This is a genomic window from Paenibacillus sp. 37 (genome assembly GCF_008386395.1).
Classification (GTDB): Bacteria; Bacillota; Bacilli; order Paenibacillales; family Paenibacillaceae; genus Paenibacillus; species Paenibacillus amylolyticus_B.
Genome location: NZ_CP043761.1, coordinates 3,160,419 through 3,181,762, shown reverse-complemented (window position 1 = coordinate 3,181,762; position 21,344 = coordinate 3,160,419). Strand labels below are relative to the sequence as shown.

At 44.7% G+C, this 21,344-nt stretch carries 14 protein-coding genes and 1 other annotated feature; of the genes, 3 read left to right on the top strand and 11 right to left on the bottom strand.

The genetic code is table 11. The features are described from left to right. Positions 1-41: 41 nt before the first annotated feature. The 3 genes from F0220_RS13740 to F0220_RS13730 all read right to left on the bottom strand — a co-directional run bounded on the left by F0220_RS13740 (position 42) and on the right by F0220_RS13730 (position 5,391). Complete coding sequence (locus tag F0220_RS13740) at positions 42-1,811, bottom strand: ABC transporter ATP-binding protein (protein ID WP_105598567.1); 1,770 nt, start codon at positions 1,809-1,811, stop codon at positions 42-44. Further along, positions 1,808-3,553, bottom strand: a complete 1,746-nt coding sequence (locus F0220_RS13735) for an ABC transporter ATP-binding protein (RefSeq protein ID WP_091016650.1) — start codon at positions 3,551-3,553, stop codon at positions 1,808-1,810. The genes F0220_RS13740 and F0220_RS13735 overlap by 4 nt, the downstream gene beginning before the upstream one ends. 602 nt (positions 3,554-4,155) lie before the next feature. Next, positions 4,156-5,391, bottom strand: a complete 1,236-nt coding sequence (locus tag F0220_RS13730; protein ID WP_105598566.1) for an MDR family MFS transporter — start codon at positions 5,389-5,391, stop codon at positions 4,156-4,158. A gap of 329 nt (positions 5,392-5,720) precedes the next feature. On the opposite strand from F0220_RS13730, the gene F0220_RS13725 reads away from it, so the two are divergent. Beyond that, entirely contained in the window at positions 5,721-7,487 is a 1,767-nt protein-coding gene (locus F0220_RS13725; RefSeq protein ID WP_149846592.1) for an ABC transporter substrate-binding protein, read from the top strand. Positions 7,488-7,610: 123 nt separating this feature from the next. Here the strand turns inward: F0220_RS13725 and F0220_RS13720 are convergent, their stop codons facing one another. The 5 genes from F0220_RS13720 to F0220_RS13700 form a co-directional block, all read right to left on the bottom strand. Then, a complete protein-coding gene (locus F0220_RS13720; protein ID WP_181155389.1) occupies positions 7,611-10,238 on the bottom strand; it encodes a PAS domain S-box protein in 2,628 nt (875 codons plus the stop codon). Positions 10,239-10,506: 268 nt separating this feature from the next. Then, positions 10,507-12,888 carry a polyprenyl synthetase family protein gene (locus F0220_RS13715; RefSeq protein WP_105598563.1) on the bottom strand — a complete coding sequence of 794 codons (2,382 nt, stop codon included), beginning with the start codon at positions 12,886-12,888 and terminating at the stop codon, positions 10,507-10,509. A gap of 187 nt (positions 12,889-13,075) precedes the next feature. Continuing rightward, positions 13,076-13,873, bottom strand: a complete 798-nt coding sequence (locus tag F0220_RS13710; RefSeq protein ID WP_105598562.1) for a sulfite exporter TauE/SafE family protein — start codon at positions 13,871-13,873, stop codon at positions 13,076-13,078. 486 nt (positions 13,874-14,359) lie between these two features. Next, the gene (locus F0220_RS13705) at positions 14,360-15,115 is read right to left on the bottom strand and encodes an SDR family NAD(P)-dependent oxidoreductase (protein WP_076211740.1); all 756 of its coding nucleotides are present in this window, start codon (positions 15,113-15,115) and stop codon (positions 14,360-14,362) included. A 314-nt stretch (positions 15,116-15,429) separates the two neighbouring features. Beyond that, positions 15,430-15,900 (bottom strand): DUF6376 family protein, encoded by a 471-nt coding sequence (locus F0220_RS13700; protein WP_143786521.1) that lies wholly within the window; start codon positions 15,898-15,900, stop codon positions 15,430-15,432. Positions 15,901-16,041: 141 nt separating this feature from the next. Between F0220_RS13700 and F0220_RS13695 the strand changes: the two genes are divergently transcribed. Next, entirely contained in the window at positions 16,042-17,010 is a 969-nt protein-coding gene (locus F0220_RS13695; RefSeq protein ID WP_149846591.1) for a bile acid:sodium symporter family protein, read from the top strand. Positions 17,011-17,131: 121 nt separating this feature from the next. Here the strand turns inward: F0220_RS13695 and F0220_RS13690 are convergent, their stop codons facing one another. Next, positions 17,132-17,983, bottom strand: coding sequence for an aldo/keto reductase (locus F0220_RS13690; protein ID WP_149846590.1), 852 nt, complete (start codon positions 17,981-17,983; stop codon positions 17,132-17,134). 173 nt (positions 17,984-18,156) lie between these two features. Here F0220_RS13690 and F0220_RS13685 point away from each other — a divergent pair, with 173 nt between their 5' ends. Further along, complete coding sequence (locus F0220_RS13685) at positions 18,157-18,651, top strand: MerR family transcriptional regulator (RefSeq protein WP_149846589.1); 495 nt, start codon at positions 18,157-18,159, stop codon at positions 18,649-18,651. A 166-nt stretch (positions 18,652-18,817) separates the two neighbouring features. Here the strand turns inward: F0220_RS13685 and asd are convergent, their stop codons facing one another. Further along, the gene (asd, locus tag F0220_RS13680) at positions 18,818-19,903 is read right to left on the bottom strand and encodes an aspartate-semialdehyde dehydrogenase (RefSeq protein ID WP_074094892.1); all 1,086 of its coding nucleotides are present in this window, start codon (positions 19,901-19,903) and stop codon (positions 18,818-18,820) included. Between the two features lie 170 nt (positions 19,904-20,073). After that, positions 20,074-20,351: a binding site (T-box leader), on the bottom strand. 78 nt (positions 20,352-20,429) lie between these two features. Continuing rightward, positions 20,430-21,275 carry a class I SAM-dependent methyltransferase gene (locus tag F0220_RS13675; protein WP_149846588.1) on the bottom strand — a complete coding sequence of 282 codons (846 nt, stop codon included), beginning with the start codon at positions 21,273-21,275 and terminating at the stop codon, positions 20,430-20,432. Positions 21,276-21,344 lie beyond the last annotated feature (69 nt).

The window sequence follows — 21,344 nt, the reverse complement described above, 5'->3', positions numbered from 1 at the left end:
GGCTTTTTTGCTTTGTTATTATCTTTTCTAAATTTTTAAAGCTATCCGACTTTGGCTGGGGTTTGCTCCCCTTGCCACAGTAACTGCATCTCTTCATTGGTGGCAAGCAATTCGGCCAAACTTCCCTCGGCTTCAATACGTCCATCTTTCATCACGATAATGTGATCTGCTTTGGAAAGTGCTGCCCTGCGGTGAGAAACTGCGATGCAAGTGACATCCGGCTCTTGGAACAGCCCTTCCCATACTTGTTGTTCTGTCTCCACATCCAGTGCACTGGACAGGTCATCAAAGATAAACAGGTCCGCCTCCGTCATTAACATGCGTCCTGTGGCCGCGCGCTGAATCTGCCCGCCTGACAGCATCACCCCTCTGGGACCAACTGGAGTCTCAAGCCCCTGATCCAGATGTTTGATATCCTTCTCCATCACAGCCAGACGAATGGCTTTTTCAAGGGCTTGCTCGGTGTTACCCTGTTTGCCCTGGACGATATTTTCTTTCAACGTATCACTAAACAGTCTTGGCACTTGCGGGGTATACGCTGCTCTAGGCGGCATCAGGAACGTGGCTGGATCAACAGCTGCTCCATTCCAGTGAATGTCCCCTTTTTGCTTGGGTAACAGTCCAAGAAGTGTGCGTACAAGTGTTGATTTACCTGACCCGATCCGTCCCGTAATAACAAGAAATTGTCCGCGTTTCAGACGGAAACTGATCTCTTCTATGCCATTTGCAGAATTCGGATATTGATAAGTCAGCTTATTCACCTCAAGAGATTGCAACTTCTCCTTAGGGTCCCTCTGTTCACTTACAAGCTCCGGCGGATCTTCATACAGATAGATTTCCCTCGAATCCATGATCTGGTCTTCTTCTCCTGGGCGGAATAGCTTACGCATACGATCATAGGATACTTTGAGCCTTTTGTGCTGAAATACCATATAACCAAACAGTGAAATGCTAAATCCGATATTGGCCAGATAACTCGTGAATAAGGCAAAATCACCTACGGTAAAGTTCCCTGCTTTCATCTCAGCTGCACACATCAGTAGAATCAATCCGGTACAGATACTTAGAACATGCTGATTCATCGATCTCATCCACTGCTTAAACAGATTGTCCCGGAGTGCAGCCTGACGACGATCCTCATTCAACTGGTTAAAACGTGAAGAGACATTCTCTTCGGCCTGACCCAGTTTCAGGGCTTGCACTGCTCCAAACGTTTCCGCAATAAAACTGGTAATTCGCCCAGTCGCTTCGCGATTAACCTGTGCATACTTTCGAGCCCGATTTCCGGACAGGTTGTTAAGTAAGGTCACGACCACCAATGGCAGCACTGCAACCAACGTGATCTGCCAATTAATGTTCGCCATAATGACGATGGACACAATAGCGAATACAAGTCGTCCCCAGAAGTCCACCCATGATTCTACATACTCGACGACTTCATCGACATCATCCCGAAAGCGACTCATCGCCTCCCCTGGTGAAGCCGGAAGATTACGCCCAGGCCAGCGCATGATCGCTGCGAGCATGTTGGTTCGCAAAATCGCCTGAACATGATACAGATACGTAACCCATGCATAGAAGGCTACAAAAAATGTACCCACCCGTGCCATTCGGACCAAAGCAATAAAGATAAGCGGCACAACAAGCCACATGTAGTCATTTGACCCCACTGTTGTGCGATCAAAAAACCATTGCATTCCAATACCAATGGCTAGCGGCAAGGAGTGAAATATACACCATAACAATCCGTTGATTACAAATAACAAAGGCCTGAATCGAAACAAACGGCCTATAAATCCTGCTACAGTCATGCCAATTCCTCCTCTCGGCCTGTAATGAGCAGTCTGGCATAATGAGATGCCGGGTTACTAGCAAGTTCTTCTCTCGCTCCAAATTCCAGTACCTTCCCATCCCCGAGCACCATAATCCGGTCCACTTTCTCGAGTGTAGCTAATCGGTGAGCAATAATAACTCCGGTGGATTGTTTCATTAACTGGTCAATTGCAGATTGCAGCATGCTTTCAGTCGCAGCATCCAGACGTGACGAAGGCTCATCCAGAATAACCAGACTTGGTTCGGTCAGGAATACGCGGGTTAAGGCAAATAACTGTGCTTCCCCTGCCGACAATGAAGCTCCACCTGCTGCCAGATACGTATCGAGTCCTTCTGGTTGTGAATTAATCCATTGGCTAAGCCCAAGGCGATCCGTCGTTTCCTTGATCATATGATCTGTTACATCCCCATTGAAGAGGGTAAGATTGTCACGCAGCGTGCCATCAAACAACTGCACATCCTGTGTTACCATACCAACGCGGCGATAAAGCGCTTGTAACGAAAGCTTTGTGATATCCGTTCCACCTACGCGGATCGTACCCCGATCCAGATTGTACAGCCGGAGAAGAACACGACTAAGACTCGATTTGCCGCTACCTGTGCGACCAATGATTCCCAGACGTTCACCAGGCTTAATAGCAAAAGTAATGTCCTGCAATACCGGTTTATCCTGGTTATAACTGAAGTGTACCTGACTGAATTCCAATCCAAGCGGTCCTTCAGGCAATTGCTCCTCTATCCCTTCTTCAATCACACTCTGCATGGACAACAGCTCTCTGGAGCGCAGCATGCCTGATTTTGCTTTTTGGAACTCCTGCACCTGATCTCCAAGCATCTCAATCGGATCATTCAGCATCTGCGTATATTGGTAGATCAGAAATAACGTTCCGATACTAATTAGACCTTCCATATAATAATGCACACCCAGCAAAAGCACCGCAGTGACCGCCAGAGCGAACAGAACCACTGTGGTATTCCACGGAATAACCCGTAGCAGCCAGGCTTTTCTCCCCTTACGGAATACCGTGCGCATCGTGCGGTAAAAGCGGTTCATCACATACGGCACATGACCATTCGCTTGCACATCTTCAATCCCGGCGATGCGTTCTTCAATTAATCCGAACAGAGAGGCACTTGCCGCCCGTTCATTTTTGGAAGAGTCCACGCCCAGATTTCGGATGAAGACCATGAACAGGATCGATAATAATGTGAACACGGTCATCACCAAAGCAATGGGCACATTGACACTGAACATGAATCCGAGAATTCCGGCCAGCAGCACAAAACTCCCGATCACTTGCACAATGAACATCGCGAAAAAATTGGAGATGCTCGTTACGTCACCATCCACACGTTCAATCATCTCTCCAGGTGTTTTCACATTATGAAAACGCATATCAAGACGCAGGCAGTGCTTCAGCAGATCTCCGCGCAGTTGATTCGTGGCCCGCCAGGCCACGTCGTTCCCCAAATAACTGACCGCTACCGTAATGAGTTGATTAAACACGGCTACAACCAGAAATATTCCTGCAAGCTGAACAAGATTGGTGAGGACTCCCCCACTTGCTGCTGTATCAATAAATCGTTTAATAATCTGTGGATTCAAAAGCTGAAGCCCCGTTGATGTGAGCAACATGATTAAAAGTAAGGCCAGCCGTCCTTTAACGGGTTTCAGATAACGCAGCAGCCATGACATGGAGCCTTTCTCTGTTTTGGGCACAGGTCCCACCTCTTTATCGGTTTATTTAATTGTTCTTGCCTATTCATATTTATTGATGATCTTAACGATAGCAAATTTGCGATCACTAGGATGAGTCATACATAAAGACATTAAAATCGGTATTTCCCGCCCATAATTGATATGTAGAACCTATGTTGACCATTGTACATTCTCCTTTTTAACAAGTTAGTTTTTTATAAAATAACGCTCCAAACGCTCCTTTCCATGTGAACAAATTGGGTGAAATGCATGCAAAAAAGCCATAGATGAACTAATGTTCATCTACAGCTTGTAGCCAAAAGAGATCGAATGAAATGCAAAGCATTTCCCGTATCTCCTCTGCATCGCAATAATGATGAGCGTCCACGACAGAGGTGCACAAACATGACTGTCCCAACGCGATCATTGCAAAAAAATTGGATTAATGTCACTATGCTCATGCGTATTCAGTTATCGATTCGAAATCTGTATAGGCATAAACATAATCATCATCCCACCCGTTTCACATATTTGTTGTTTATTGTATTCGCTGGACTAACATCCGTCAAGATAATTTTAACTGAATTGTTATTTAATTCATGGCATTAATCTTTCAATTCCTGCTACATACTCAATGATGTGGACTCTGTTTGCTTCTCTCTAACAACAAGACGTCTATGTGCGATCAGAAGAAAAGGTACTCCCAGAGCAGTCGTCAGCGCAATCGGTAGAAAGACAGCGAGCCCATTCTCCGCTCCAAATTGACTTAACAACACCCCTCCCATGACAGGAGCAATGACACTACCGATATTATTGAAGCCGATGGTACCGAAATACGTTCCTTTCCATTCCGGCTTCGCAATCCGGTCAATGAGCATATCCATCATGGTGAACAACAGCACTTCCCCAATGGTAAATAGTATGACACTCATCATCATCATGAGTACACCTTCAGCGATTCCGACCATCATCAGACTGGTTGCGACCAGCAGGTTACCTACAATCAGAGGAACCAGCGGTGGAAAGTTTCGGAATGTTCGCACAAGAGGATACTGAATAATCAGTACCGTCACGGCATTCAGGGAAAGCATGTACGAGAACATCTGGCTTCCATTCTCAAAGATCGGACTCCTTGCCAAGTACTGTGCCAACGTAGAACTAAAGTGTCCGTAGCCCAGAACACAGAATGTGGTACCGATCAATACCGGCAGAAATACCCGGTCGCGACCGGTGGTCATAAGTGCTTCACGCAAACGTGGTGCAGTTGCCTGATGACGCTCTGGCAGATTGGCATGCTGTAACTTGAATTGCAGAAATAATACAAGTCCATAGGCTATGTATACCAATCCGGAAATCACAAACGGAAACGTTGATTCAGATGATCCCAGCTGAAATCCGATAATTGGCCCAAAGACTACACCGAGATTAATTGCAGCATATCTGAGGTTAAACACCAGCAATTTGTTCTCCGGAGAAGTAATATCCGATAACAGCGCTCTGGAGGTGGGCTCAAATACTGCGCGGCATAATCCGTTTAACGTATTGGCAACAAAGAACACCCATAGATGCTCTGCTGCTGAAAAAATGAAAAAAACACCTGCCCAGCTAAATACCGAGATTAACATCACGATTTTGCGACCGATCCGGTCCGAAATATAACCGCCATAAAAGCTGACCATTACACCTGCCAGCGAGCTAACGGCCACAGTAATACCGGTCTGGGTCGGTGTAGCCTCTAGTACACGTGTCAGATAGATGGATAGAAACGGGATACTCATTGACGTGACAAGACGTCCAAACATGGTTCCGATAATGATGGTCCATGCCAAGGGGTGAATTTGCCTTAAATATTGCTTCATGCGAACTTCTCCTATTCATTCTAGATGCTTCCTAAGCGGACTTTTTGAACAACTTCTACTAATTCGTGTTCAAAAAGTTCGGTTTTCAGTACCGAGAAGATGGGATTAAGCTAGAAATGGAGTAGCGGAGCGTAGGGAAAACTACGTGAGCAACGGACATTTCGGCTGAATTCCATCTTCGATGCTGATGATGCCTTTAGGCATCTTTTGTAATCAAAAGCGGACTTTTTGAACAACTTCTACTAATGTATAATTGTAAGGATAAAAGGGGGAAGTAAAAGTGTAAACATATGATCACACTTTTCACCTTTAATAGAGGAGTTATGCACATGGATACCCTACATACACACTTTATAAGGCTCGCCGGGGCCGAACAACTTTCGTTCAAGCTCCATGAACCTGTAGCGGTAACAATTGATAGCCTGTCCGCTGCCTTGTGCTGCACCCCTCGTAATGTGAAGTTCATCATTAGAAAATTGGAGGAGCAAGGCTTCATCCACTGGCAACCCGGGCGTGGTCGTGGGCACCATTCGGAGTTAACGTTACTGCGTAGCATGAATGATGCGCTGGAAGCCAGTTTTACCGAACTTCTCGCTAAAGGCAAAATGAAAGATGCCATTGAACTCATCGGAACCATTCAGATGCATGATTCACTGCGAGAACAGCTCATGCTCTCCCTCCATCAACAGATGGGATTTCACAGCCACGAGGAAACTTCCTCAGGTCAGGATATCCTGCGCATTATGAGGTCTCGCCAGTTAGGTGATCTGGACCCAGCCTTTGTTTATACTGCATTTGAAACCTATCTGCTGAGCCAGGTCTGTAATACGTTGATCACTTATAATGCCAAGATGGAATCATTCCGGCCAGCATTGGCTCATATGTGGGAGTGTAGTGAGGACCATCGATTGTGGACCTTCTATCTCAGGAAAGGTGTACGTTTTCACAACGGACGTATCATGACGTCCCGGGATGTCCAAGCGACGTTGCAACGATTGATAGATGTGAATAGTCCGTCCATCTGGTTGTACCGGGATATCGAACGTGCGGAAGTAGCTGGCGATTACTGTATCAAGTTTGTTCTTCGTCGTCCTAATCGGTTCTTCTTGCATCTGTTCAGTTGTATTCGAATGACAATCCTGCCCTACGATTACAATGTAGCCAATACCTTAATAGGTACCGGTCCTTTTCAGATCTCTGAGCTGAATGAAGATGTGTTGGAACTTACCGCATTTGATGCCTATTACGGCATCCGGCCACATCTGGATCAAGTTCATTTCTGGTTTGTGACTGACCTGAGTCCGAATGATCGCTATTATGAGCTACCAGGTACTGATCGATTGAGTCTCACAACAGGCTGTGAACAGACCAACAGCATCAATTATCCGGCGCTGGGTTGTCAGTATATGCTGTTTAATTTTCACAAGGAAGGCATCCATCATCATCCCCTATTTCGACAAGCCCTGCGTATCGTCTATGATCCGGTCGCGCTTGTCAGAGATCTCGGTGGCAATCGGATCACACCAGCCAGCAGCTTCCTTCCCTGGAGAAGTGCAGCCCAAGACTGGACAGCCGTTTCTCTTGACCATGCTCGTGAATTGCTGCATAGCTGTGGGTACCGGGGTGAGACGATAACTTTATCGTATAAGCATAATAAGGACGCAGACGTTGCGGAGTGGTTCCAATGTCGTGCGCAGTCCATCGGAATGAACATCAGCATGCACGCCGTTGTGGATTATTTCAACTCAGAGGAAACCACGAACGCCCAATTGATCTTGGCTGAAGAGATACTGGAGGAAGATTGGCAGTACGGCATGATTCATTTTTTCAAAAACCTGTCCAATCATTTTCATATGTGTATGTCCCCTGTATTCCAGTCTCAACTGGATGACAAACTGGATCATTTCGCAACGCTTCATCGGGCAGACCGCACAACACTCCTGGATGAAGCTGAAGCCTTGCTACGTGATCACTGCTGGATCTTGCATGGCTGTCACATGAACAAGCAGGCTGAACTGGATCAGAGCATTTTCGGCATGCAGATAGCAGAATTCGGATATATGGACATCTCCCAATTGTGGATCAAAAATCCTTAGGGATATATGTTCACAGACGCAACTGCGAGATACAGGGCTGAACAAAATCATGGATCGGCAAAAAAGCCGCTAGCCTATTTACGATAAGCTAACGGCTCTATTGCCGATCCATTTTGAGTGCACTTAGAGATTATATTTGGTGTAATAGGTCTCCAATACCTGCATAATGGACTCGATTTTAATCGGTTTGCTGACATACGCATCCATGCCTGCCTTCAAACAGTTCTCCATGTCTCCTCTTACGGCATTTGCAGTTACCGCAATAATGTATGGACAACTCTCGGGGGGCAAAGAATTTTTAATCAATTTTGTCGCTTCAAATCCATTAAGCCTTGGCATATGCACATCCATGAAGACAATATCATATGAATTGTGTTTGACCGCCTCGACTGCCTCAACACCATCCACCACATGATCCACGAAGTGCCCTTTTTTCTCAACAATTCTGCTAAGGACGAGCTTATTCACCTCATTGTCTTCTGCGATTAATATTCGCAAGGCTGAAGTTCTGCTCTTCTTCTGCTGTTGATCTAACCTGTTGCTCTCTTCACCGTTATTTAATTTGAATTGGGCAGTAAATATAAATATTGTACCCGGTTCATCCGACTCCTCAATCCAGATATTTCCATGCATAAGCTCTACCAGTTTCTTGCTAATGGCAAGGCCAAGACCCGTACCTTGGGGTTTGCGGGTCATAAAATTCTCCAGTTGGTAGAAAGGTTCAAATAATTGTTGTTTCCTCTCAGCGGGAATCCCAATGCCCGAATCCTTTACCTGAAAATAAAGCTGCACGGTATTGCCCTGCTGCTCCTTAACACCCACTTTAACTTCCACGCCGCCTTCTGAAGTGAATTTGACCGCGTTGCCAATGATATTGGTAAGTACCTGTTTAAGACGATAAGCATCACCATACACTGGAGTTGGAATAGCGTCTTCTACGCACATACGAACATCCAGCTTCTTTTCACGAGCCAGTGGTTTAACGATTTGCACCGTCTCGGTCACGATTTCTACGGAATCAAAAGGATCTTCGACCAGATCAGTTTTGCCTGACTCGATTTTGGAAAAATCAAGAATATCATTAATGATGGCCAGCAAGGAATCTCCACTCTTCTGAATGATTTCAATATATTCCTTTTGTTCCCCGCTAAGTCCAGGAGTATCCAAGAGCAAATCCGTCATCCCAATTACACCGTTCATAGGTGTACGGATTTCATGACTCATCATCGCCAAAAATTCACTTTTGGCCTTATTCATTCTCTCCGCTGTCTCTTTGGCTACAAGCAGTTTTTTCTGCTCTGTAATATCCTTCGCAATCAGGTAAAACCCGACATTGGATTTATTAACAATGATTGGAGCAAGTGTAGCCAAGACTTCTGTCTCAAAGCCATCCGTGTGCCGAACAACGTTGATCTCCTTCTCAGCCATCTCATAATTACTGCCCAGAATCAGACCCAGATTAACAGCTCCGATAAATCTGCTTATGCTTGTGCCGATCATTTCAGCCACGGGACAGCCCGTCATTTTCACCGCTACTGGATTCGCATTCATAATATTACCATCCATGTTAAACGAGATAATGGCGTCATGATTGTATTTCTTAAGCGAAGTGTATCGCTCCACAGATTCCTGCAATTTAAATTCGATACGTTTGCGTTCAGTAATATCCTGTAGTGTTCCGTTTAGCTGGACTGGCTGACCATTCTCATCGAGCGTAACTAACCCGCGTAAGTGAAGATACTTCTCACTTCCATTCGTGCTAATGTGCTTGTACTCGAAATCTAGCGCTTTCCCTTGTTTTACCCATTCCATTTGTTCGTATAAGGAGGCTTTATCCGCGGGATTAATCACATTAGCTATATCACTTGCACGATATGATTTTCGTGTACGTTCGAATTCAAGAATCTCAAAAATCTGATCTGAAAGAGCGATCTGGTCATTGACCATATCCCATTCCCAACTGCCAATTAAGGCGATGCGTTCAGCCTCTGCACTGATGTCTTTATGTTTTTTTCGTTCGGATACATCTCGTCCAATTGAAAAAATCTGCATTCCATGCTCAGCATCACCAAAGACCTTGTATGTGGTTTCAAACCACAGATAATGCCCATCTTTATGACGGACCCTAGTATTCAACAGATTACCCTTGGTCAAGTCCATCTGTGAAATCCGTTCCAGATCTTGTGGATGAAAATATGCATCATTATTTTGGCCAATTACTTGTTCTGGCGAATAACCCAGTAAACCTTGAACGGAGGGTGAGCAGAATCGACAAACACCCTCCTGATCGGCAATATAGATGATCTCCTGAGCATGATCTGTAATAAGTTTGAACATCTCTTCACTATGCAGAAGCTTTTGTTCAGACATTTTGCGGTCAGTAATATCAACAATATGGCAAATAAAGTAAATAGGTTCATCCGTAATTTCGCTACGAACTAATGTAACATGCAATGACGTCCATAAGATGTCACCATTTTTATTGATGTAACGCTTTTCGTATTGATTTTCTTTTATTTTACCTTCAAATAACTCGTAACTACAGATCATATCTTGCGGTGAATCATCCGGATGTGTAATATCCTGATACGTGAGATCCATTAATTCATCACTTGTATAACCTAGCAAACAGCAAAAAGCAGGATTCACTTTCATCCATTGTCCTGTTGGAGCAACGAGTGCAATTCCAATAGGTGCTTGGTTATAGATCTGCTCGAACAATTCATGATGATCGACCTTTTGAACCTGCATTGTAAGTTCTCCTTTTGGCATAGACTCCATGTAAAGTTTGTCGAAAACTAAATTTTTACTGATATAAGATGTTCTATAAAATATAGTCAGTTTTAAAACAACAGTATCTGCTTAATACCCCAAATTTCAGGAGTTGAAACAAATATTTTTAAGAATTTTGTGTCTACAAATTCAAACAAGGCCTGGAATCCATTCATATGGAATCCTGACCTTTGTCAGTATATATCATTATAAGTCATATGCAATAATGAATCGCTAGAAAAATGGATTAGCGCTCACGACCAACAAGATAATCCAATAAATGTCTCAAAAATGAAATCGGTTTTCGCATCTCGTTCAATGCATCTGTAGCAAGACAATAATGCTCCCACATCTCTTTCTTCGCGCCTTCATCACCAAGAATGGATACAAAGGTTGAATTGTTGTTCCGCTCATCCTGACCTGCGGGTTTCCCAAGTATGAGGTGATTCCCCTCGAAATCCAGCAAGTCATCCTTGATCTGGAAGGCGATCCCCGCATGATAAGCGAACTTTTTCAGCGTAGCCATCTCCGGTTCCTTCACTTGGGCAAGTATCGCTGGCATGACCAGGGCAGCTTCAAAGGCAATGCCTGTTTTGTAAAAACAGATCATGTTCAACTGCTCAAGCGTCAGTGCCTTGCCTTTGGAGTTCAGATCCATCGCCTGCCCCATACACATATCCTCTGCTTTTTCAGCCGAATACTGAATGAGTCTGAGCACGGTCGCCGCATCGAAACGATCCAATGAGGATTGCTCTCCTATCGCCTTCTGAATGAGAAACAGACCCGTAAGCTCTGCTGTGGCGCTATTGTGTACCTGATGCAGCGTGGATCGTCCACGTCTTGTCGAAGCATTATCCTGCGTAGGCAGATCATCAAAGATCAGGGAAGCGGTATGCATGTACTCCAGCGATCGTAGCAGCGGAACAATAGACGATTCGGGTAGGCCATACTCGCGCACGCCCATAACCCAGGTTAATATAGGGCGTAACCTCTTTCCGTCTCCCTGCAAGCTATAATTGGCTGCATCGATCAGCGTTTCTTTCATCTCATGAAGTCCACCGGGCTTCGCAATCTGCAACTCCACATTAATCTGTTCGCGAACTGTTCGAATGGTCTGCTTGAACTCCTCTTTCTCCTGCTTGTCATTTTTCAATTGAAGCACGACCTGATCCCGTAACAATTTATCAAGGAAATCAACGTCATCTGCTTTTCGCACCATCTGTTGAACCAGTTGATTGAATTCAGGCTGCCCAGAGGTAAAGATCGACATCACTTCATCATATTTCTGCTGCCCCAACCGTTCTTTACAACGCTTCAGACCGTTAATGGCACGATCCAGTATGACCTCGCGGGTCTTGGCGTCCGAGTTATATACATCATGGATTAGATGAGAGATGACTGCCCAATACAATTCATATGGATTAATCAAGTCGGGACGCAAATCTCGATACTTCAAATAGTACGTATACGGAGTTACTGCCCCTTCTTCCATATCGTCAAACATATCGGCAAAATCATCGGACAACTGATTATATATCCCGTAATAGAACGTCCGCAGATCAAATCCTTCATCCACTGGTGCACTGAGAACAGACCGGACGATTAATCGGGAAGACGAAGATTTGATAATAATCGGAATGTACAATTCTTCATTGGTATAATTCGCATTGGCTAATTTCTTATTGCGATCGATCTCCTGGGACTGAAAGAACACATAGGATTGCTCTAAAAACGTGCGCTGTTTCTCTGGATGCTGATAGTTCTTGATGTACTCAAATGCTTCCCGAAGCTCGGAATGCACATATTCAATCACTTCAAGGTTACTGCCTTTCCACTCTCCCAGATCAGGTACAACCCCGGTAAGAAGTGCTTCGCGTATCATCAGTGAATATTGTTCTTTTTCCTGAACAGTCAAGGCTTGAGAATCCAGCAGGTCATCCACAAATGGATACGTCAAACCGTATGAATAACCGAGTCTGATCGCCGCATCAAATCTTCGGGCCCGTTCCTCAGGTGGGGTCTGCTCGTTCATCTCATCGTCCACATGAAGAACCACGCCGAGAATAATTTTGATAAGCTTCCGCTGCGCCTGCTCTGCATCCAGCTCCTTCGGAATGTTGGATGCTACATTCTTTAATTTGTTCATCACCCAGATGACAGCCGTTTCAATGTGCTCCTTCTGTCCCCACCGGTACAACGCAGCCAGACTGATATAATCGGGCTGTCCTCTGCGCCCAGTGGCAGAGCCCATAAAGTATTTTTTGGTATTCTGGACAACGTGCTGAATTCGGGCTTGCGTATCCGGAGAATCAAGGGCTTGCCCCAGATCTCGCATATAAATATATGAGATACTCCGATCCAGGTAATCATCCAGCTTTCCAGTCGTATTCAGCCAGTGGATATATCTATGGACATCCCGGGGATCCGGTTTTCTTTTGCTAGGTGATAACAGAGAAAGCCAGGCAAAACGATGAATATGTTTTTTTTGCCATACATGAATATCTTGGGTAAGTGCTGTCGTATACGTATGATCCATAAGTTGCTGCCTAAGAGAAGTAAAATACTGAGATGCTTTCTGCTCAGCTAGCCGATATCCTGCATCAGCCTGTTCTGTAAGTACGTTATTCATAGGGTGGATACCTCAAATTCTATTAATGTTAAACATGTATCCATGAAAGGAGATGAGGTGCTCCATGGACGAAAACTGAACTCATTTGATCGTGTATCCAACGCTTCAGCTCATGTTCATAACCTTTATACGGCGATCCAACCGTTTGGTTACGAAATCGTCATTGTTCATTCCCATATATGTGATTTTACAGAATGGATGACCAGACTTTGACCGCTGTGATGGCGATAAGTACGATTAATGCATATCGAAGTACCCTCACATTGATCATCGAACTAACCCGTGAACCAAGGGATGCCCCGAGCAAACTGCCGATCACCGTATAGATGATGGGTTCCATCGGAATGTCTCCACCCGTAATTTTCCCTATAACGCCGCCAATAGCGGAGATAAATACAATCGCCAGTGAAGAAGCAATCGTCGTTCGTACGGGGATGTTGAGAATCGTCAGCATGATGGGAATAAGAATAAAGGCACCACCCGCACCAACAATTCCTGATACAATGCCTACTGCAAAAGCAGTGCCTGCTGCAATCCATCGATTAAACACCAGTGGTGCTGAGGTATCAAGCTTTCCTTTTCCGGGAATCAGCATAAGCACAATCGCCATGATCGCCAGAATGCCATAGATCAGATTAATAACCCTTCCGTCCAGATGACCGGATATGAACCCGCCGATCAGACTGCCAGCAAGAATGCTGGAGCCCATGTACAGCACCAAACCGCGGTGAACGATCGCCCCACCACTTCTACCCGTCTTTACTTTTCTGCGGAATGCAACCACACCTGCAAGTGAACCGAAAAACACTTGAAACATACTGATCGAAGATACCTGATGTGCTGAGAATGGCTCCAGTCCCATCCAGGATGGAACATATAACAGCAGCGGATAATTGATAATGGCCCCACCAATACCCAACAAACCGGAGAAGAATGAACCGACCAGACCCAGTATAAACATGATGACAAAAAGCAGAAGATCCATCGGTTATGCGCTTCCTTTCGTGCAATATAAATCTCATTTCGATACCACTCAAAAGTGCTATACAAGGCGAATATTATCCGTTATAATGAAAACCAAGTAAATTAATCCGAAATGAGTGATTAAGCATGTTTAACGTGTTGAAGACTCTTTTTGAAAATAAATGTCCACAGTGCAACGAAAAATTACAAGTTCATAACGATGCGTTATGTTCGACCAAAACCTGTTCTCAATGTCATTACAAAGAAGAGAGTTATGGGTCTCTCGGAGTTCGAATTGTATATGACACCACAAAATGATAAAAAGCTATAGCCTTGTTAATTGTATCACGATCTCTGAAATTTCGGGATGATTCGACAAACTTATTTCCATCTCACATGCTACGATTACGTTATAATGAAAATACAAAAACGGTGCAAAACGAATAAATCGTTCTGCACCGTTTTTTTCTGTTTTTTGAGATGAGTTGCCTTGATTATAAAAGGGTACTTATTTGGTTTTGAAGCTGAGGAATCCATCATCTACGGCTACGGTTGTACCGTTCACTGCGCTTGCTGCATCACTGAACAGGAATGTAACCACACTGGCTACTTTCTCCGGTTGAATAAGCTCTCCACGCATATGTTGAGTAGCAAGCGCATCCTTCATGGCTTGGTCATCACCCAGAATCGGTGTTTCGATAAAGCCAGGTGCTACACCAACTACACGAATTCCATGCTCAGCAAGTTCCAATGCACCGGATTTGGACATCATAACAACAGCAGCCTTGGCTGCGTTGTAGTTGAAGCTGCCTACTGCAGCAACACTTCCATAGATCGAAGCTGTATTTACAATAGTACCTTGTACATTTAATTCAACCATTTTTTTCGCGCCATAATACATACCGTAGTATACACTGTGCTGATCTACATCAATGACTCTGTGATAGGATTCCGGGTCCATCTCCAGAAATGGCTTCACAAGTCCAATGCCTGCGTTATTGAAAATACCGCTTAACGTACCATATTGCTCTACGGTCCAGTCGATCAGGGCTTTGATCTCGTCCCCTTTGGATACATCCACTTTGTACGCGCCCGCTGTTCCGCCTGCTGCTTCAATCTCTGCCGCAAGCTTCTTCGCTCCGTCTTCATTATAGTCAGCGACCACAATAGTCGCACCTTGATCCGAAAGTTGAAGTGCTGTCTCTTTACCAATACCACTTGCTCCACCTGTAATAATGATTACTTTTCCATTGTGCTCCGTCATGATTTAGTTCTCCTTTGGTAAAATATTTTTATAACTTATAGTAAGTAACTATACTTTATTAACTTATATGCTTATCATACGCCTCTGTCCCAACCTTGTCAAATCATAGATCATCTTCACATAAATATGAGATAAATGTCATATACATCTCCTATTTACATGATATAGTCTAGCTCCTGTGATATTAAATATGCATCCGTTTTCGGAAAATAAAAAAGCGAGCATAACGGTAATTCAATCATTCCGATATCTCGCCCTTATAAAATATGAGAATTTCAAACTGTGTTGTCTTCCATATTGAAAATTAATTCAATTTATTCACCCTGAAGTCCGCTAAGCGGATCTTTTAAATTATTAATGTTGGTGATCAGTTCAGGAATGCCTGTCTTCTCCCAATTTTCTGCCGTAAAACCTTGCTCAGCAATTGTATTCTCGAAATTGTCCACAACTTCTGTTAATTGCGTATTGTAGCTGACCAGATTTTCATGAATGCTCTCTCCTATTGCAGGAGCAGCCAGCTGAGAAAATTCGCTTGCTTCTGCTTGGATCAGATCAATTTTCTCCTGAATCTGCGTTGTTATCTCCGGATTATTCACCGCGCCCGATGCAAGCTCTTGCAGATCAGCCCCGGCGTTTGATACCTGTTCTATATAATCAGTAGCCCCACTCACATAATTTATACTTTGATTGGCTTGTTCCACGACAGAACAGGCTGAAATCAGCAGAATACTTGATGCAATAAGGCCTGTCATCATTAATGTGTGCTTTCTTTTTCTTATAAACATGATCATCTCCCCTTCTCCTAATCGGAATCCTTGTTCCAAGTCCATGATACCTGTTCAGACTGCTGCATTGCAAATGGGTCTGCAGCCAGCGTTATTAACATGTATAATAGTAAAATCACACGGTAAAGGGATGTCATGATTATGCTTCAAGCCTTGAACCAACGCTTGAACCGCATCATGCCACTGATTACCCCAATCAGTATTATTATTGGCGTGTTATGCGGGAGTTTTCTTTCTTCTTATACCTTTTTATCCCCTTGGCTTTTTGCGTTCATGACGTTCGCTGGAAGTATCAGTCTTGGGATACGGGATTTTGTGAACGTGCTTAAGAAGCCGTTCCCCTTGTTTGTATGTCTGTTTATTTTGCATTTGGCGATGCCTCTAATTGCTCTTGGTATGGGTCATCTGGTTTTCCCTACAGATGCGTACACCATAACAGGACTTGTTCTGGCAGCCGTGATTCCGACAGGAATAAGCAGCTTCATCTGGGTCAGCATCTATCGGGGCAATATCGCACTTACGCTTTCCATCATCCTGATTGATACAATGCTTGCTCCTTTCGTAGTGCCCGGGGTGTTATCCCTGTTAATCGGAACCAGCGTCACACTGGACACAGCAGCCATGATGAGCAGTCTATTCTGGATGATTGTAGTGCCATCCCTGCTCGGTATGTTGCTGAATGAGTGGACCAAAGGCGCCATTGTCCCGGTCTGGGGACCAAGGTTGAATCCATTATCCAAATTGTTCATGGCGTCTGTCGTTGCAATTAACGGATCTGTTGTTGCCCCTTATTTGGCCGATTTCAACTGGAAGTTGGCTGGTCTTGCGGTCATCATTATTTTCCTGGCATCATTCGGTTATGCACTAAGTTACTTTATTGCTCGATTGTTGGGCTGGAATGAGGCAGACCAGGTCGCTCTTGTGTTCAATGGAGGCATGCGTAATATCAGCGCAGGTGCAGTACTCGCTGTATCGTATTTTCCACCACCTGTTGCCGTCCCTATCGTGCTCGGCATGGTATTCCAACAGATGCTCGCTTCCCTGACAGGTTACCTGCTCGGTCGTCGCTCGCAGCTTCTGCAAAAGTCAGATAAGACATCTGCAGCTTAACAACATATTGGAATGTAAAAAACGCCGACATGATTGTCGGCGTTTTGCATTGGATTGCTTTTATTACTAATATCGCTACGATACTGCTCCGCTTCGTAAATCTAGTCATTCGTTTCTGTTTTTACAAATCCACTTTCATCTTACCTAGCATCTGGGCAACTTTAGGGTCGTCAATCTTCATGAATAGACTTTCCTTGGTATCCAGCGTGGCAATGGTTGCGATCTCTTCCGGACTCAGTACAAAATTGAAAATATCAAAGTTCTCAATAAGCCGCTCTTTGCGTACCGATTTGGGAATAATCACGATGTCTTGTTGCACAAGCCAGCGGAGTACAACCTGGGCGATGGATTTGTTATGTCTCTCGGCAATGGAAGCCAGCACTTCGTTGCTAAATAAATTGTTGCGACCTTCCGCAAACGGTGACCATGACTGGTGTTGTATGCCCTGTTCTTTCATAAAAGCAGCACTGTCGACCTGCTGTTGAAACGGATGTGTTTCGATCTGATTGATGGCAGGCACAATTTCATTATGAACAATAAGGTCCATCAGACGGTCTGGCAGGAAGTTGCTGACGCCAATTGCCTTGATCTTGCCCTCGCGGTACAGTTCTTCCATCGCACGCCAAGCGCCGTAGTAGTCACCAAAAGGCATATGAATGAGGTACATATCCAGATAATCGAGCTGCAGCTTACTTAGCGATTTGGCAAACGCCAGCTTGGTACTTTCATATCCGGCATCCTGAATCCATAGCTTGGTCGTGATAAACAGTTCTTCCCGCGGTATGCCACTGCGCTTGATCGCGCGTCCAACTGCTTCTTCGTTCAGGTATCCGGCGGCCGTATCAATTAAGCGGTAACCTGCCTTCAATGCTTCATATACCGTGTTCTCGCATTCATCGACATCAGGAACCTGGTAGACACCAAAGCCGATGATCGGCATTTTCACTCCATTATTTAAAGTTACAGTTTGCATATTAACGCCTCCTAAGGTCATATTGTGAATCGCAAGTCTTCACGTATTGCTGAAATTCAGCAAAAAAAGCAGTTGTTCCACTTCCGTCCGACTTGCGTTACAATAACCCTAGCTCCTTCGTGTTACACGAAGTCAAGCGGTCTCCAATATATTTTTTACGAGGAGGATTACATATGTATACGGTTCAGGATGCTGCCCAGCTTACGGGACTCACAGAGCACGCGGTACGCTTTTACACGGATAAAGGTTTGGTTCCAAGCATTCAACGCAATAAAAATAACATTCGGGTGTTTGATGAGGAATCCATCAACTGGCTGCACGGCGTCAAATGCCTTAAACAGACAGGCTTACCGATTGAAAACATTAAAACATACGTCGATCTCTGTCTTGAAGGAGATTCAACCGTTGCACAACGATTCGCACTTATGATGGAGTACAAGGAAGCAGCGCTGATTCAGCTTGAAGAAGCCAAGAGCCGTGTTGCTCATTTGGAAGAGAAAGCACGTCAATATCAGGCCATTTTGGAGCAACACATCCCGGATATGACCAATCCTATTAATTGGGAAACCAAACGCGACGAAGAAGGTAGCTGTCCCGCTTCTCGGCTAAAGAGTCGTATTCTTCCTGAAACCAAAGCTTCGAGTCAGTGCCCGGCAGCTGCGCAGTAAATAACGCTGACAATCCTGTCGGCGTTTTTTACTTTACATATTTCATACCACTCCATGACTCCACTCCGTTTTCCGATATAGCCCACAAAAAAAACCATCAACAAGTGATGGTTTTCATCTAATCATTCTTTGCAGAAATCTGTTGCTGTTCATGATTCTTTGATGCTTATTTCGGCTGGATATATCCTTCAGCTTTAAGCAATTCAGCGATCAGAACCGCCCCACCTGCCGCTCCGCGGAGCGTGTTGTGGGACAATCCAACGAATTTGTAATCATAGAGTGAATCTTCCCGCAGTCGGCCGGTGGAGACACCCATTCCGCGTTCGATGTCACGATCCAGTTTTGTCTGTGGTCTGTTCTCTTCTTCAAAATACGTAATGAATTGTTTTGGTGCACTTGGCAGAGCCAGTTCCTGCGGACGACCTTTGAACTGCAACCAACGCTCCAGAATTTCGTCTTTGCTTGGTTTTTTCTCGAAGTTTACAAACACGGTAGCCAGATGACCATCCGTTACTGGCACACGAATACACTGAGTCGTAATTAATGGAGCAGAAGCTTTGACGATCTGATTGTTCTCGATGCTGCCCCAGATGCGTAGTGGTTCCTGCTCACTCTTCTCTTCCTCGCCACCGATGTATGGAATGACATTATCGAGCATATCAGGCCAGTCCGTAAAGTTTTTACCTGCACCGGAGATGGCTTGATACGTGGAAGCAACAACCTGAGTCGGGTTGAACTCACGCAAGGCGTGCAGTGCTGGCACATAGCTCTGAATCGAGCAGTTTGGTTTTACGGCAATGAATCCAGTTTTGGTACCCAGACGTTTGCGTTGAGCTTCAATCACATCAAGATGTCCCGGGTTAATCTCAGGGATTACCATAGGTACATCTGCTGTCCAGCGGTGAGCCGAGTTGTTGGACACGACAGGTGTTCCTGTTTTGGCATAAGCCTCTTCGAGCGCTTGAATCTCATTCTTTTTCATATCAACCGCGCAGAAAATAAAATCAACCTGGCTGGCAAAAGCTTCGACCTGGGAAGCATCCTGAACAACGATTTTCTTCACAGCTTCCGGAATAGGAACTGCGAGTTTCCATCTGCCTTGTACGGATTCTTCATATGTTTTACCTGCCGAATTGGCGCTTGCAGAAATAGCTGTTACTTCAAACCATGGATGTTGATCGAGCAGGTCCACAAAACGCTGCCCTACCATTCCCGTTCCTCCGACGATACCAACTTTCAATTTTGCTGACATTCAATCATCATTTCCTTTCGGTTTAAGTGATTCTTCTCATTGATCCATTTCATAACTCACAAAAAACGTATTATGAAATGGACTTCCTAATTAACACTATTCAGGCAATTTCAAAGCGTGTAGTCACAGCCCCGAAAAAAACCAAAAAATCCCATCCCCAAGACAATAGTCTCAGGGACGAGATTGAACTCTCGTGGTACCACCCAGATTCGCCAATATGTCACCATATCCGCCTCTTCAAGTAAAGGTATACAACCATATTGCAAGCTGTAGACCATCCATACTCTAGCTCTGTAACAGGAGCGCCTGTCACACCATCCCCTTAATGCCAAGTTCCGATGTGCTGCTCTGAGTCTTTATTCAATAAAAGATTCTTTACTCCTTTTCAGCTACCGGAGCTCTCTTTGAAAGAATGATTTTTATCTACTCGTCTCTTCGTCGCATTTGATATTGCGATTATAATATCAAAATTACCGTGATGAAGTAAACACATTTTTTTAGATCATGGAATTTATTCGTTATTTCCTTACTGTTTGTTGGCAACCAACGCATACGTTCCGAGTGGACTCCCAGGCCCCAAGGCATGATGTGTCCTAAGTAATTTCAGTTCGGAAAGAAGAAGAGTTTTTACCTTTTCCGGGATCGGAAGCAGTTTTAGTTCCACAGGTGCTTCTGCCAGTGTCATTTCAGTTTCCCACCGACCGTCTTGCAGCTCAGGAGAATGGATTGAAGCCTCTTCCTTGATCGTCCAGCCTGCCGAAGTGACAAGTTCTTGTATATCCTCCGGTGTAAAAAGCGTACGCACATTGGAGAAGCTGTTCTCCTTGTAACATTCAACCTGGGACTGAATGAGAACAGATAACCAGTGCGAGAGCTGGCTCACATCTGTAACGCGTGCATCCCATTCGGCAAAACATAACTGATGTCCCCAAGTCCGGACCTTGCTAAGAATCCGGGCGAGTTCGTCAAACGATTTCAAGTACCAGGAACAATGGGAAAGTACGATCACATCATACTCATTCTCGGCAAATTGGGCTTGATCGCTTAAAATGTCAAAATCATAATCCATTCGAATTCGATCACCCAGCGGAGAACTCCGCAACTTGGCTGCCGCTTCGCCTACGGTCAGCGGTGAACCATAATTCTCTGGAGCAATATCTACACCATGAACGTACCCATGCTCCCCCACCAGATGTGCAAGCACGGCCGTTGTATCTCCCTGACCACACCCGATTTCCAGAACACGGCTTCCTTCCTTGATTCCCCAAAAGAGTCCCAATTTCATCCGATGCTCAGTCTGAATGTACTGAATGGCGGCGTTGTCCTCCACGTCCATATACTTAATAAGGTCCCTGATGATAGTCTCATTCATGATTCCTCACTCCTCAAAGAGCAACTTGAACTTCTTGCTCATTGTAGCGTTACTGGAAACATTGTACAA